This window comes from Pectobacterium versatile (assembly GCF_020166435.1).
In the GTDB taxonomy this organism is placed as follows: domain Bacteria; phylum Pseudomonadota; class Gammaproteobacteria; order Enterobacterales; family Enterobacteriaceae; genus Pectobacterium; species Pectobacterium versatile.
This window is the reverse complement of record NZ_JAINZP010000008.1, coordinates 80,411-96,106: the sequence shown is the minus strand read 5'-3', so window position 1 is coordinate 96,106 and position 15,696 is coordinate 80,411. Positions and strand designations below refer to the sequence as shown.

At 52.2% G+C, this 15,696-nt stretch carries 11 protein-coding genes and 1 tRNA gene; 5 read left to right on the top strand and 7 right to left on the bottom strand.

Annotated features, from left to right (window positions below):
* The first annotated feature begins 86 nt into the window (after positions 1-86).
* Positions 87-1,052, top strand: a complete 966-nt coding sequence (glk, locus tag K7X24_RS11640) for a glucokinase (RefSeq protein WP_039482671.1) — start codon at positions 87-89, stop codon at positions 1,050-1,052.
* A gap of 82 nt (positions 1,053-1,134) precedes the next feature.
* Here glk and K7X24_RS11635 read toward each other — a convergent pair whose 3' ends face one another.
* A complete protein-coding gene (locus tag K7X24_RS11635) occupies positions 1,135-1,956 on the bottom strand; it encodes a pyridoxal phosphatase (protein WP_224555047.1) in 822 nt (273 codons plus the stop codon).
* A gap of 273 nt (positions 1,957-2,229) precedes the next feature.
* Here K7X24_RS11635 and K7X24_RS11630 point away from each other — a divergent pair.
* Together K7X24_RS11630 and pgl are read left to right on the top strand one after the other, a co-directional pair.
* Positions 2,230-2,317, top strand: a tRNA-Ser gene (locus K7X24_RS11630).
* A gap of 295 nt (positions 2,318-2,612) precedes the next feature.
* Positions 2,613-3,611 carry a 6-phosphogluconolactonase gene (gene pgl, locus K7X24_RS11625; protein WP_224555045.1) on the top strand — a complete coding sequence of 333 codons (999 nt, stop codon included), beginning with the start codon at positions 2,613-2,615 and terminating at the stop codon, positions 3,609-3,611.
* Between the two features lie 54 nt (positions 3,612-3,665).
* Here the strand turns inward: pgl and K7X24_RS11620 are convergent, their stop codons facing one another.
* From K7X24_RS11620 to metG, 6 genes are all read right to left on the bottom strand, one after another.
* On the bottom strand, positions 3,666-4,916 hold the full coding sequence (locus tag K7X24_RS11620; protein WP_224555043.1) for an LVIVD repeat-containing protein: 1,251 nt from the start codon (positions 4,914-4,916) through the stop codon (positions 3,666-3,668).
* A gap of 14 nt (positions 4,917-4,930) precedes the next feature.
* Entirely contained in the window at positions 4,931-6,007 is a 1,077-nt protein-coding gene (locus K7X24_RS11615) for a sugar ABC transporter substrate-binding protein (protein ID WP_039482659.1), read from the bottom strand.
* A gap of 548 nt (positions 6,008-6,555) precedes the next feature.
* Entirely contained in the window at positions 6,556-7,191 is a 636-nt protein-coding gene (gene fdnI / locus K7X24_RS11610; protein ID WP_174866014.1) for a formate dehydrogenase-N subunit gamma, read from the bottom strand.
* Positions 7,184-8,092 carry a formate dehydrogenase subunit beta gene (gene fdxH, locus K7X24_RS11605; RefSeq protein ID WP_103860267.1) on the bottom strand — a complete coding sequence of 303 codons (909 nt, stop codon included), beginning with the start codon at positions 8,090-8,092 and terminating at the stop codon, positions 7,184-7,186. The genes fdnI and fdxH overlap by 8 nt, the downstream gene beginning before the upstream one ends.
* A gap of 12 nt (positions 8,093-8,104) precedes the next feature.
* A complete protein-coding gene (fdnG, locus tag K7X24_RS11600) occupies positions 8,105-11,152 on the bottom strand; it encodes a formate dehydrogenase-N subunit alpha (protein WP_224555041.1) in 3,048 nt (1,015 codons plus the stop codon).
* Between the two features lie 281 nt (positions 11,153-11,433).
* On the bottom strand, positions 11,434-13,464 hold the full coding sequence (gene metG, locus K7X24_RS11595; RefSeq protein ID WP_103861072.1) for a methionine--tRNA ligase: 2,031 nt from the start codon (positions 13,462-13,464) through the stop codon (positions 11,434-11,436).
* A 223-nt stretch (positions 13,465-13,687) separates the two neighbouring features.
* On the opposite strand from metG, the gene apbC reads away from it, so the two are divergent.
* Complete coding sequence (apbC, locus tag K7X24_RS11590; protein ID WP_224555038.1) at positions 13,688-14,797, top strand: iron-sulfur cluster carrier protein ApbC; 1,110 nt, start codon at positions 13,688-13,690, stop codon at positions 14,795-14,797.
* A gap of 197 nt (positions 14,798-14,994) precedes the next feature.
* Positions 14,995-15,636, top strand: coding sequence for a uridine kinase (gene udk / locus K7X24_RS11585; RefSeq protein ID WP_224555036.1), 642 nt, complete (start codon positions 14,995-14,997; stop codon positions 15,634-15,636).
* Positions 15,637-15,696 lie beyond the last annotated feature (60 nt).

Here is a 15,696-nt window from a genome sequence, read left to right as displayed (position 1 = left end):
ATCACTAGAAAGTTATATAGCCATAGCGTAGCTGGCTGTTTTCGCGCAATGATCGGGTATCTGCTTTGCTTGAGGGGAAAAGAAGAATGACGCACTTTGTTTTAGTGGGCGATGTCGGTGGCACCAATACGCGTTTGGCGCTATGTGATGCTACAACGGGCGAATTGTCGCAAATCGAAACCTATTCCGGGCTGGATTTCCCTTCTCTGGAAGCGGCCATTCGTGATTATCTCGATTCGCGACAGGTCACAGTGCAGGATGCTTGTATCGCGATTGCCTGCCCGATTACCGGTGACTGGGTGGCAATGACGAACCATACCTGGGCGTTTTCCATCGCAGAAATGAAAACGAGTCTGGGTCTACGCCATTTTGAGGTCATCAACGATTTTACCGCCGTTTCCATGGCTGTGCCGGTGATGGCTCACACGGATTTACTCCAATTTGGCGGCGGGGAGCCTGTGCCAGATAAACCGATAGCGGTGTATGGTGCAGGCACGGGGTTAGGTGTCGCTCATCTGGTGCATGTTGCCAATCAATGGATTAGCCTGCCGGGTGAGGGCGGTCATGTTGATTTCGCGCCGAATAGCGATGAAGAAGACAAAATTCTCTCTGTTTTGCGCCAGTCGCTCGGGCATGTTTCCGCTGAACGCATACTCTCTGGGCAGGGGCTGGTAAATATCTACCGTGCCGTAGTGCTGTCTGATGACCGCACGCCGGAGGCGCTGGAGCCGAAAGATATTACCGAACGTGCTGTCAACAATACGGATGTGGACTGTCGTCGCGCGCTGTCACTCTTCTGCGTCATCATGGGACGCTTCGGCGGCAATCTGGCGTTAAATTTAGGTACATTTGGTGGCGTGTATATTGCTGGCGGTATCGTTCCGCGCTTTCTTGAGTTCTTTAAAGCTTCCGGTTTTCGGGCGGCTTTTGAAGACAAAGGGCGGTTCAAAGGCTATATGCAGGATATCCCCGTGTACCTGATTACCCATGAGCAGCCCGGATTAATGGGGGCGGGGGCGTACCTGCGGCAGGTACTGGGTAGCGCGCTGTAAGTCTGTTTGCTCGTCAAACGCAATCAGGAAAAGCGAGGCCATTGCTGAATATGGTTCGCTTACCTGATTGCGTGATGATTGGTTATGCCAGAATGCGGGTGCGGATGACATCGGCGATGCTAGGTTCTTCATTGCTGCCAATCACCAGATCGGCTCTCGCCTTGATCTCATCGGCGCTGTTGCCCATCGCGACGCCTAAGCCTACGCCTTCCAGCATGCTGATATCATTAAAGTTATCGCCGAATGCCACGACGTCCTTCATGCTGATGCCCTGTTCGCCAAGCCATTGCTGGAGCAGCTTGCCTTTGCTGTTGCCGGTTTGGGCGATATCAACCTGATCCTGCCATGACCACTCGCAGGCCAGTCCGAGCTGCTTTGCCACTTCTGCGGCGAAATGGTTCAGCGTGGGAACATCGGCGTGTGTGGTCGCGAATTTCCAGATAGCGTGGGACGCTTCGGTCTGACGCACCAGATTTTCCACCTGAGCGAAACGAGGACGCTGCTGTTCCGGCAGGTTAGCCGCCCATGCCAGCGTGCGGACTACGTGCCCGGTAGGATACTGGTAATACATGTCGTCATCGGCATACATCAGCCCATGAATATCAAATTCCTCTAGCAGCGTGATGACATTTTTTGCTTGTTCGACAGAGAGCGGATTGGTGTGGGACGCTTGGCCCTGCTGGTAATCATAGACGTAGGTGCCGTTACAGCAGATGGCGGGCGTATCCAACTGCAAACCCTGATAGAAAGGATGAATTGCCGAGTGGTGGCGTCCGGTGACGATCATCACTTTTATGCCTTGCTGACGGGCCAGCGCAAGTGCAGTAAGTGATTCGGGCAGGATTTTTTTCTGTTGATTCAGTAGTGTACCATCAAGATCAAGTGCAATTACTCGGTAGGTCATCGTTATCTCGCAAATAAAAATGTGGGTATCAAATGAGTCTTACGATAAAGGACGCGGCGAAAAATAGACAGACAACAGCGAGATAAAATTGTCTGAGGTCCATTTGATGACGAAGGATTCAGCGCGGCGGTGGGAAATAAGGCTAAACGGACGATTTTACAGCGCCATTGTTGATTTTCTATGCTTTCAACGGCTTATCATCTATTTTTTAAGCAGTTGATCACAACGCTGCTTTACAATGTGCGGTGTACTGTTTATAGTGCGCGTCATTGCGGAGGAGTGGCCGAGTGGTTGAAGGCACCGGTCTTGAAAACCGGCGACGCGAAAGTGTTCTAGAGTTCGAATCTCTACTCCTCCGCCACAAAATTCAACGGGTTAGCTTAGGCTAGCCCGTTTTCGTTTTTACTCTCTTATCTTCCCCTGATGCTCTGAACTCTCACTTTTCATTACCTATTCGTTATTGCCCACATCCGCACCGTTAGCTAAATCAATCATTACTTAAATCAATAGTAGCCTTGCGATGTCTCTGTAGAATAGAGTAATTGGTCATTTATGGTATGCCGTGCGTCAGGTTGAGCAAGTTCGTTATCCTTCTGATGAACCTCTTTTGAGCCTTCCTGTGCCGCCACATTCGCGTGAAAAATAAGGAGAATACGATGCAGCAAGTGGTTTATGTCGCCAGCCCGGAAAGCCAGCAGATTCATGTTTGGCAACTCGGTGCTCAGGGAAATCTGACATTATTGCAAACCGTTGACGTTCCAGGGCAGGTTCAGCCGATGGTGATCGCACCGAACAAGCGTCACCTGTATGTTGGCGTTCGTCCTGATTTCAGGGTTCTAAGCTATCGTATTGATGAACAGGGTAAATTGACGCAAGCGGGTGTCGCATCATTACCGGGCAGCCCGACGCATCTGTCCACCGATAACGAAGGGCGTTTCCTGTTCAGCGCGTCTTACAGCGGTGCCTGCGTTAGCGTTAGCCCGATTGGTGCTGACGGCATCGTCGGCGAGCCGATCCAGCAACTGGACGGACTGGAAGGGTGCCACTCTACCAATATTGATCCAACTAATTCTGTTGTATGGGCACCGTGCCTGAAAGAAGACCGCATCCGTCTGTACGATCTGGGTGCGACGGGCGAATTGAGCGTACACCGTCAGTCTGAAATGACGACGGTAGCGGGTGCCGGCCCACGCCATATGGCCTTCCACCCGAATCAACGCTTTGCCTATTGTGTGAATGAACTGGACAGCTCGGTGGATGTGTATCAGTTGGATGCAGCCAGCGGCGAATTGCAGAAAGTGCAAACTCTGGATGCTATGCCAGCTGACTTTAGCGACACGTGCTGGGCGGCAGATATTCACATTACGCCGAATGGTCGCTTCCTGTACATCAGCGATCGTACTGCCAGCCTGCTGAGTGTTTTCCAGGTGTCTGAAGACGGCAGCACGTTAACGCTGACCGGACATCAGCCGACCGAAACGCAGCCGCGCGGTTTCAATATCGACAACACCAGTGAGTTCCTGATTTCAGCAGGGCAGAAATCGCAGCACATTGAGGTGTATCACATCGACCAGAACACGGGCGATCTGCAACCGCTGGCGCGTTACGCCGTCGGTCAGGGGCCAATGTGGGTGTCGGTGCTGGCGCTGGACTAAGTAAACCAAGCACAACAGTAAGCCCTGCATTGATCCGCAGGGCTTTTTTTTCGATTAACCGCGGTATTCGATAATCGATAAACCCGCGTTGTAGTCCGTGCTGTAGATGATTCCGTTGGCATCAACAAACACATCGCAAGACTGAATAATTTGCGGTCTGCCGGGGCGCTTGTCGACCATTCTGTCTGGCGCAGCAGGCACCAGTGCACCTGTTTCCTTCGGCTGATACGGGTTACTGATGTCGTAAGCCCGTACCCCTGCGTTTTGGTACGTGGCGAAAATCAGCGACGAACTGATGAAGCTGCCGGGCCGATTTTCATGCAGGTTATGTGGGCCAAAGTGTGCGCCTTTCTTCACATAGTCCGCCTCTTTCGGCTGCGGAAAGGTGGCTATGCTCACCGGATGACTCGGTTCACGAATATCGAACACCCAAATCAACTTCTCGCCATCTTCTTGATTATCTAATACCGCTTCATCCAGCACGATTAGCAGATCGCGATCCGGCAGCGGTAGCGCTGTGTGTGTGCCACCGCCAAACGGTGGGCTCCAGTTACGGTGGCTGATGAGCTGCGGGTTGGTACGATCGCTCACGTCCAGCAGCGTCAATCCACCATCGCGCCAGCTTCCATAGGCGGTGTCGCCGCTGATGATGGCGTGATGCAGGGCGTAACGCTTGCCTTCCGGCCAGCTTGCGGTTTCTCCGCCAGCGGTATGCATGCCGGGTAGCCAATAGCGACCAGCAACCTCTGGGCGCTGCGGGTCGGCCAAATCGATAGTTAGAAAGATGTAGTCGCTGTAGCCATCGAGCAGAGCGGAGACATAGGCCCAGCGTCCACCTACGTACCAGATGCGGTGAATGCCGATACCGTCCAATGGCAGGAAGCTGATTTCGCGGGGTTTATCTGGCGTCGAGATATCGAAAATCCGTAATCCAGCGCTCCAGCTTTTGTCCTGCTGTTTGGTACTGACCGTGTCGGCGACGGAGCGGGTGTAATAGACCTTTTCCTCGGCGAAGCTGGCGTCGGCAAACAAATCGCGCGCGTTGACGACAAGCAGCAGGTCATCGTGCGTTTGCAGATGGATATTCCAGGTGCCAGGCGGGGCTGCAATAAACCCCGCCGGCTTGGGATTCTTGGCATCGCGCACATCCACAATCGACACACCTTGTGAAACCATATGCCCGATGTAAGCGTAGCCGCGATGAACCATCACCTGCACGCCATCGGGTCTGCCGCCCTGATCGCAGTGTCCAATCAGCCGCATGTTGCGGCTGTAATCGGGAGTGGGCAGAGGAGTCGATGCCATGAGTTATCTCCGTGTTATTTCGCCTGTTTGGCTTCCAGTGTAGCAAACCACGGTGCGATAAAATCATCCGTGTGGCCCCAGCCTGGGATGATTTTCGCCAATCCGGCGACGTTGACTGCACCCGGCTGGCTGGCTAACAGTGCCTGTGGAATCGCCGCAGCACGGAACTCGTAGGTCGCAGGTGTCGCTTCACCGGCAATCTTGTTGGCAACCAGACGCAGGTTAACTTTACCGATCAGTTTAGGATCGACAGCCACGCTGACTTTCCACGGGCTGCTCGCTTCGCGCATCAGTTGTAAATCCTGATTGGAAATGTCGATGCTGTACAGTTTGATTTCGGTCCGGCCGTTTTCTTTCAACGCCTTATAAGCGCCCTGACTGAAGGCATCCCACGATCCCCAGATGGCATCGATTTTGCCTTTCGGGTATTTCGCCAGCACAGCGCCGACTTTGTTAGCGGTATCGCCCTGAACGTCAGAGGACACGGCACCAATCGATTCGAGTTCCTTGATGCCGGGGTTGGCTTTCAGGATCTGTTGATAAGCGAGCTGGCGGCGTTCCATCGGCGGGAAGCCAGCAACCCACAGTTTGATGATATTGGCTTTACCGTTGAAATCCTTCACCAGTTGGCCGAGTGATTCGTTAGTCAGCGAGGCGTCATCCTGCTGGGTGACGGTCACGCCCGGAATTTCGCCGTTCACGGCGGTGTCAAACACGGAAACGGCAATGCCGCTGTCGACAATGCGTTTAATTAAATCGGTCGAGTAGGGATCGCGGCCCTGCGACAGGATGATGCCATCATATTTCTGGCTAATCGCCTGATTCACAAAGTCCTGAAAACGGGCATCATCGCCGTTGCTCAGAAAGGTGCTGACCTTAAAGCCCAGCTTTTTACCTTCTTCAAGCACGCCGGAAACAAACTGCGTGGTGTTGTCATCCGAACCCAAGTTGCGGATAACCGCGATGCGAACCGGACCGTCATGGTTGGCGATAGCGGCCGGAACGGGAGCAATGGTGGCATTCTGATTAGCCAGTGCCGATAATGCAGTCAGTAAGCTCAGTGCAAGCAGGGCGGGCGTAAATTTCTTCATTATCAGCTCCATGGCGTTTTATAAAGGGATCTTGTGTTGATGAAAGTGTGTCGTATCGATGGCAGTATTGTTATGTTTTCTGCGTCACTACTTTATAGCTGTCTTTATGTCTGGATGTCTATTTAAAAATGATATTGCATCATAGCCGTTGAGTGATAGACGAGGAAGAGGGGAACATTATGACTTTTGGGTTTAAGTTATAACGATTCGTGCTGACTGCGGATAAAAAGAAATGCCCGCGAGGCGGGCATTCGAGGTTGCTGACAAAGTCCGTATGGCGGTAGTAACGGATAGATCGTAAAGACGCTGTAAATACATCCCTGTACGCTCGGATTGCGCAGATATGAATCTCATCCCTGAGATTCACCCTTTCAGGGCCGTCGCAAGCGACGTTCAAAAACGTTCCTGACGTTTTTGTCCCTGGCGCAAACGCTTTACTCTTCTATTCCGTTACTCCCGTTCTCGTTCGATAAATAGGTTTGTCAACAGCCTGAAATGCCCGCGAGGAGCGGCATTTCAGGTGAGTGGCAGGATGAAGAAAGAGTGAGTTATTTCTTCGTTTCTTTCTCTTCCATTTCACGCGCCCAGCGTGGGTGGTGTTTACGCGCCCAGCGCTTGGAGACTTTGCCTTCAATCATGCCCTTGATCGAGCCTTTAACCCAGAACGCCATGTACATATGGATCAGAATGGCATGGATGAGGACGATAGCCGCAACGGCATGAATCAGAATGGCGTAGCGCACGACATCAATCGGGAACAGGTGGGCAAAATAAGGACGCCACATGATTACCCCAGTGATCAGCAGCACCAGCGTCAGCCCCATGATGCTCCAGAACATCATCTTCTGGCCTGGGTTGTATTTACCCACTTCAGCGACTTCATGCTCATTGCCTTTCAACACTTCAATAATGTTGAGGAACCACGGCAGATCGCGCTTCTTCGGGATGTTATGACTAACGAACCGGAAGAACATCGGAATCAGACAAATGACGATCAGTACGCCAAAAAATGGGTGCAGAATACGCCCCATTTGCGGCGTACCAAATGTCTGCGTCAGCCATTGTAAGGTCGGGAAAAACAGGGCAATACCTGAGAGCGCGACCAGGAAAAAGCTAATCACCACAATCCAGTGACAGATGCGATCGATAAACTTGGTGCGCAAAATCATTTTTGGTTTACTCATGTTTGTCTCCCCCTTCTTTGTCTTCTCCCTCGTGTTCATGCTCCGTTTCTTCTGTGTTCGGACCCACACCGATGTAGTGGAACATTAACCCGGCGAACGTGGCGACAAATCCTAACGCAGATAGCGGCTTCAGAATGCCTTTCCACAAGTTGACCGGCGTGGAAATCTGCGGGTCATCCGGCAGATTGTTATAGAGCGATGGTCTGTCTGCGTGGTGCAGAACATACATCACGTGTGTGCCGCCCACGCCCTGCGGGTCATAGAGGCCTGCGTTCTCATAACCACGGCTTTTCAGATCGGCGATGCGTTCTTCTGCCAGATGCTTCATCTCTTCTTTCGTACCGAAACGAATGGCACCTGTCGGACAGGTTTTCACGCAGGCAGGTTCTTGCCCAACGCTGACTCTGTCGACGCACAGCGTACATTTATAGACGCGGTTATCTTCTTTATTCAGTCGTGGAATATTGAACGGGCAGCCAGCGATGCAATAGCCGCAGCCGATACAATGTTCAGACTGAAAATCGACGATACCGTTGGCATACTGAATAACCGCACCAGCGGAAGGACAGGCTTTCAGACAGCCCGGATCGCTACAGTGCATGCAGCCATCTTTACGGATCAGCCATTCCAGACGATCGTTCTCTTCCACTTCAGAAAAGCGCATCAGCGTCCAGGATTTGGCGCTCAGATCCGCTGGGTTATCATAAACCCCCAGGTTATGGCCGACTTCGTCACGAATGTCGTTCCACTCTGAACAAGCCACCTGACAGCCTTTACAGCCGATACAGGTGGTGACATCGATCAGTTTTGCCACTTCGCTTTTGTCATTACGCACATGCGGAGGCGGTGTAAAGCCGTTGGTGGCCGAACGTTTAATAATATCTTGTGATTGCATTGACATAGTTGGCTACCCTTACACCTTCTCTACATTAACCAAAAACGCTTTATACTCAGGCGTTTGTGAATTAGCGTCGCCGACGCTCGGGGTGAGTGTATTAGCCAGGAACCCTTTACGAGTTGTTCCCTCAAAGCCCCAGTGGCAGGGGATACCAATGGTTTCCACGCTGCGTCCGGCAATTTCCAGCGTTTTGATACGCTTGGTGACCACCGCTTTGGCTTTGATGTAGCCACGCTGGCAGGAGACTTTGACTTCATCGCCCGCCTTAATGCCTTTGCTCTTCGCCAGATTTTCACCGATCTCAACAAACTGTTCTGGTTGCACAATCGCGTTCAGACGCGCGTGTTTTGTCCAGTGACGGAACAATTCGGTAATCGAGTATGTCGTTGCCACGTAAGGGAAATCTTTCGCGGTACCCATGGTTTTCGCATCACGTGCAAACAAACGCACGACCGGACTGGAAATCACCGACGGGTGCAGTGGGTTAGTGCCGATAGGCGATTCGATCGGTTCGTAGTGTTCAGGGAACGGCCCGTCTACCAGTTTGTCTACGGAGAACAGACGTGCCAGACCTTCCGGCAGCATGATGAACGGCCCGGTGTCTTTGCCCGGTGGTACGGTTGCAGCGAAGTCTGGCACATCAATGCCTTGCCACTTCTGGCCGGTCCATTCCAGCAATTTACGCTTGCTGTCCCACGGCTTCCCTTGCAGGTCGGCGGAGGCGCGGTTGTAGAGAATGCGGCGGTTTTGCGGCCAGCACCATGACCAGTTCGGCGTACAGCCCAGACCAGCATCGGCGTTGTCGCGTTTATCCATCTGGTTACCGGCTTCTGTCCAGCTCCCAGCGTAAATCCAGCAGAAACTGGACGTGGTACCGTCATCACGCAGCTGTGAGAAATCGGCGAGCTGCTGGCCTTTCTTCAGAATCAGTTTGCCGCTGTCATCGTAGATATCAGCTAGCGCCATACCGTTGGCTTCGCGCGCGATCTCTTCCGGCGTCGGATCTTCCGGGTCTTTATAGTTCCAGTTGATATTCATCACTGGATCAGGATAAGTACCACCTTCTTCGTTATACAGCTCACGCAAACGCATCAGCAGCTTACCGAGAATTTTACCGTCGTGACGGGCTTCTCCTGGTGGCTCAGCCGCCGCCCAGTGCCATTGCAACCAACGACCAGAGTTGGCGATAGAACCATTTTCCTCGGCAAAACAGGAAGAAGGCAGACGGAAGACTTCAGTCTGAATAGACTTCGTATCCACGTCATTGAATTCGCCATAGTTCTGCCAGAACGTGGAGGTTTCTGTTACCAGCGGATCGATGATGACCATGTACTTGAGTTTGGAGAGCGCTTCGGTCGCTTTATTCTTGTTGGAGAATGCCGCAACGGGGTTAAAGCCCTGAACGATGTAGCCGTTCATTTTGCCTTCCACCATCAGCTCGGTTTGCACCATAACGTCGTAGCTACGATCCCACTTCGGCAACCAGTCATAACCCCAGTTATTCGCGGCCTGTGCGTGATCGCCGTAGAAGCTCTTCATCATGCTGATAAAGAATTTTGGCGTATTTTTCCAATAGTTAACTTGATCGGGCAATACGGCGGTTGGCGTAATTTGGCCCAGATAGGTTTTCAGATCCGGCTGCTTTTCTGACGGCAGTGGCATATAGCCCGGCAGATTTAACGACAGCAGACCCAGATCGGTATACCCCTGAATGTTGGAGTGACCGCGCAGGGCGTTGATGCCGCCGCCTGCCATACCGATATTTCCCAGCAGAAGCTGGATCATGCCAGCGGAGCGGATGATCTGTGCGCCGTTGGTGTGGTGTGTCCAACCCAGTGCATACATGAAGGTTGCGGTTTTATTCGGTACGCAAGTTTCAGCCAGCGTACGGCAAATCTCTTCATAATCTTTGGCTGAGGTACCGCACAGGGATGTCACCATGTCCAACGTATAGCGGGAGACGTGTTCTTTCAGCAGGTTCCAGACGCAGCGCGGATGGGACAGCGTGTTGTCGCGTTTGGCGAAACCGGCTTCATCCAGCTCATACTGCCAGCTGGATTTGTCATATTGACGTTTTTGTTCGTCGTAGCCGCTGAACAAGCCTTCGTCAAAGCTGAAATCATCACGCACGATCAGGCTGGCGTTGGTGTAAGACACCACGTATTCGCGATGAATTTTATCGTTCGTAATAAGATAGTTAACGATACCTAACAGGAAAGCGGCATCTGAACCCGCGCGAATTGGCGCGTAGAGATCGGCAACAGCAGCGGAGCGGTTAAAGCGTGGGTCGACAACAATCAGTTTCGCATTGTTGTGCGTTTTCGCTTCAACGGCCCATTTGAAACCGACCGGGTGCGCTTCTGCCGGGTTTCCGCCCATCACGATGATGACGTTGGCGTTTTTGATATCAACCCAGTTGTTGGTCATCGCGCCACGGCCGAATGTCGGTGCCAGTGCGGCAACGGTAGGTCCGTGGCACAAACGCGCCTGACAGTCGATGGCAACCATGCCGAGTGCGCGGGCAAATTTCTGGTCGAGAATACCGGTTTCGTTGCTGGCGGCAGAAGAGCACAGCATACCAGTAGTCAGCCAGCGGTTGACGGTTTCGCCTTTGGCGTTGGTGCGTTCGAAGTTGGCATCACGGTCAGCTTTCATCAGGCGCGCAATGCGTTCAATCGCGTCGTCCCAGCTGATTCGTTGCCATTTGTCTGAACCCGGTGCGCGGTATTCAGGGTAGAGCAGGCGGTTTTCGCTGTGAATGTAGTCAACCAGGCCCGCACCTTTCGGGCAAAGGGAGCCGCGGCTGACTGGGTGATCCGCATCACCTTCGATATGAAAAACAGAAGGCTTCGCATTTTTGGCGCCATCGCCCAGGCTATACATGAGCACACCACAACCAACTGAACAGTAGGTGCAGTTGTTACGCGTCTCTTTTGCCCGTAACAGCTTATATTGACGTACTGATGCCATTGCTTCCGTGGGTGTAAAGCCTAATACCGCGAGAGTGGTTCCAGCCATCCCCCCCGCGCAAACTTTAAAGAAACCTCTTCTATTCAGTTGCATTAGTTTCCCTGTGTAATTATGTGTCATTTTTGTTGCGAGCAATTTAACAACACACAAACTGTGGGCTTTGCGCAAAATCAAAATTTAAGTATTTAAACCCCCATAACACCTATAAAGAGGTATGTTTTTTATTCGCTGTATATTGTAATGCATAACGAATTTGTTATTTCATGGTTACAAATAATGTGGCGTGACGAGCCAGTCGAAGAGGAATACGCGGGGTTTTATGAGGGAATTGTTGCAAAAAAAAAGCCGGATAAGAATCCGGCTTCATGTGATGGTTATTTGACCTGCATACCCGGCTGAGCGCCGCTGTCTGGGCTCAGCAGGAAGATATCTTTCCCGCCGGGGCCGGCTGCCATCACCATACCTTCTGATATGCCGAAGCGCATTTTACGCGGTGCCAGATTGGCGACCATCACGGTTAAACGGCCTTCCAGCTTAGCCGGATCGGGATAAGCTTCACGAATGCCGGAGAAGACCTGACGGGTTTCACCGCCCAGATCCAACGTCAGACGTAAGAGTTTGTCAGAACCGTCAACCAACTCAGCCTGCTTAATCAGTGCGATACGCATATCGACTTTGGCAAAATCGTCAAAGTTAATCGTGTCCTGCACTGGGTTGTCTGCCAGCGGGCCGGAGACGACTTTTTGCGCGGCGACCATATCTTCTTTAGACGCGTCAACCATCGCATTAACTTTATCCAGATCGATGCGGTTGAACAGCGCTTTGAATGGACTAACCTGATGGCTCAGCAGCGGTGTAGCGATAGCATCCCAGCTGAGTTCTGTGTTCAAAAATGCTTCTGTCCGCTGGGACAGCGAAGGCAGAACCGGCTTCAGGTAGGTCATCAGTACGCGGAACAGGTTGATGCCCATTGAGCAAATAGCTTGCAGGTCGTCATCCCGACCTTCTGCTTTCGCCACAACCCACGGCGCTTGTTCGTCAACATAGCGGTTGGCGAGATCCGCCAGCGCCATGATCTCACGAATGGCTCGCCCGGATTCACGGCTGCTATAGGCTTCGGCAATGCTGGTAGCGGCATCGGTGAAGGTTTTGTACAGCTCGGCATCGGCCAGCTTGTCCGCCAGTTTGCCGTCAAAGCGCTTGGTGATGAAACCGGCATTACGTGATGCCAGATTCACGACTTTGTTAACGATGTCAGCATTCACGCGCTGAACGAAATCTTCCAGATTGAGGTCGATGTCATCAATGCGAGAAGACAGTTTTGCCGCGTAGTAATAACGCAGGCAATCGGCATCCAGATGTTGCAGGTACGTGCCCGCTTTAATGAAGGTGCCGCGTGATTTAGACATCTTGGCGCCGTTGACCGTGACGTAGCCGTGCACAAACAGGTTCGTCGGTTTACGGAAACCGCTGCCTTCCAACATAGCTGGCCAGAATAGGCTGTGGAAATAAACGATGTCTTTACCGATGAAATGGTACAAATCCGCGTCGGAGTCTTTCTTCCAGAAATCATCAAAATTCAGATCGCCACGCTTGTCGCACAGATTCTTAAACGAACCCATGTAGCCGATTGGCGCATCCAGCCAGACGTAAAAATATTTGCCCGGTGCATCGGGGATTTCAAAACCGAAATACGGTGCGTCGCGGGTAATGTCCCACTGTTGCAGACCAGAATCGAACCACTCCTGCATCTTGTTAGCGACTTGCTCCTGCAATGCGCCGGAGCGCGTCCAGGCTTGCAGCATCTCGCTGAATGCGGGCAGATCGAAGAAAAAGTGTTCTGTTTCACGCATCTCTGGCGTAGCACCAGACACCACTGATTTTGGTTCGATCAGCTCCGTAGGGCTGTAGGTCGCGCCACAGACTTCGCAGTTATCGCCGTATTGGTCGGCAGCCTTACATTTCGGGCAGGTGCCTTTGACAAAACGATCCGGCAGAAACATGCCTTTCTCTGGGTCGTACAGCTGCGAAATAGTGCGATTTTTAATAAAACCGTTCTCTTTCAGACGACCATAAATCAGGCCTGACAGCTCACGGTTCTCTTCGCTATGCGTGGAGTGGTAGTTGTCATAGCTGATATTGAAACCGGCAAAGTCCTGCTGATGTTCCTGACTCATTGCCGCAATCATCTGTTCTGGCGCAATCCCCATCTGCTGTGCTTTCAGCATGATTGGCGTGCCGTGGGCGTCGTCCGCACAGATGAAGTGAACCTGGTTGCCGCGCATTCGCTGGTAACGAACCCAAATATCGGCCTGAACGTGTTCAAGCATATGACCGAGGTGGATCGAACCATTAGCGTAAGGCAGCGCGCACGTTACCAGGATTTTCTTTGCGACTTGAGTCATGAGGAACTTGCTTTCTTTTGTGAATAGAGGGAAATCGATGTTAACCGATAGCGCCTTGCTGCGTAAACCGCTGGCGTGAGTAAAAACGGCAGGAAACCACATGGCAGATTTTAATTTGCGTGGCGTTTCCACGTTTTTGACGCCGAAGAGCGTCAGACGGTTATGGCTCTGGTATGCTGTACACGGTCTCAACGGTCAAATATGAGAATTTCAAGGAGCCGGAATGAACGCGACAGTCCCCGAACAGCGTCCTGAAGCACTGCGTGCGATGGTCACCGGGGTTTTATCTACTTTTCAGCACCCGACACTGAAAAATAACCTGACGACATTGAATGCGCTGCGCCATTGTGCGCTGCTGGATAACGTATTGCACATCGACCTGACGATGCCGTTTGTCTGGCTGAGCGGGTTGGCCGTATTAAAAGAAACGGTTAGCGATGAGCTATTACGCTTATCAGGCGCAAAGGCGGTCGAGTGGCGCTTAACGCACGATATCGCTACGCTGCGCCGGGTTAACGATCAGGCCGGTGTGAAGGGCGTGAAAAACATCATTGCCGTCAGTTCCGGGAAAGGCGGCGTCGGCAAATCCAGTACGGCGGTCAACATGGCGCTGGCATTGGCGGCTGAAGGTGCCAATGTGGGCATTCTGGATGCCGATATCTACGGTCCTTCCATTCCGACCATGCTGGGCTCGGCCAGTGAGCGCCCAACCTCGCCGGACGGCCAACATATGGCACCGATTATCGCGCACGGCCTGGCAACCAACTCGATTGGTTATCTGGTGACGGACGATAACGCTATGGTGTGGCGCGGGCCGATGGCCAGCAAGGCATTATTGCAGCTGTTGCAGGATACCCTCTGGCCGGATTTGGACTATCTGGTATTAGATATGCCGCCGGGTACGGGTGATATCCAACTGACGCTGGCGCAGAGTATTCCTGTCACTGGCGCGGTTATCGTGACGACGCCACAGGATATCGCGCTGATGGATGCCATGAAGGGTATCGCGATGTTTGAAAAAGTCAGCGTGCCCGTGCTGGGTATTGTTGAGAACATGAGCGTACATATTTGTAGCAATTGTGGTCATTTGGAGCCGATCTTCGGCACGGGCGGTGCTCAGAAGCTGGCGGAAAAATATCACTGTTCCCTGTTAGGTCAGCTTCCGCTACATATCTCCCTGCGTGAAGATCTTGATCGTGGCGAGCCAACGGTGGTCAGCCAGCCGGACAGTGAGTTCACTTCCCTGTACCGTGAACTGGCTGGGCAGGTTGCCGCTCAGGCCTACTGGCAGGGCAGCGTTATCCCCAGTGAAATATCTTTCCGAGCGCTGTAACGCTCCTATGAGCGCTGTAACGCTCCTATGAATGCCGGGCATGGTCCCGGCTTGTTGAATGTGTCAGCGCCTTATTTCCCCTGATGCAATACGCGGAAAGTGTGGCGTGAAAGGGGCTAACTCCCTATAATTGCCGCGTCAAAGCGCCTGTTGGCGCATCCCCTCTCCTTTTTTATATTAATCAGGTCGTTAATACCATGACTGATCAGTCTCACCAGTGCGTCATCATCGGGATCTCGGGAGCGTCCGCTTCGGGTAAAAGTCTTATTTCCAGCACCTTGTATCGTGAATTGCGCGATCAGGTTGGTGATCAGCATATCGGGGTGATATCTGAGGACAGTTATTACAAAGATCAAAGCCACCTGACCATGGAAGAGCGGGTAAAAACCAACTATGACCATCCAAGCTCGATGGATCACAGTCTGCTAATCAAGCATTTGCAGATGCTGAAAGCGGGTCAGGCGATCGAAGTTCCACAGTACAGCTATGTTGAGCACACCCGTAAACAGGAAACCGTGCATATTGAACTGAAAAAGGTCATTATCCTGGAAGGTATCCTGTTGCTGACGGATGTACGCCTGCGTAATGAGATGAATTTCTCTATCTTTGTCGATACGCCACTGGATATTTGCCTGCTGCGCCGTATGCGTCGTGATGTTAATGAGCGCGGTCGTTCAATGGATTCTGTGATGGAACAGTATCAAAAGACCGTGCGCCCGATGTTCCTGCAATTTATTGAACCCTCTAAGCAGTATGCCGACATTATTGTGCCGCGCGGTGGGAAAAACCGTATTGCGATTGATATTTTGAAAGCCAAGATAAGCCAGTTTTTTGAGTAGTCGATACCCTAGATAATCCGTGTTGCATCACTAACGTGGAGGCAACGTGAAGCATGACGG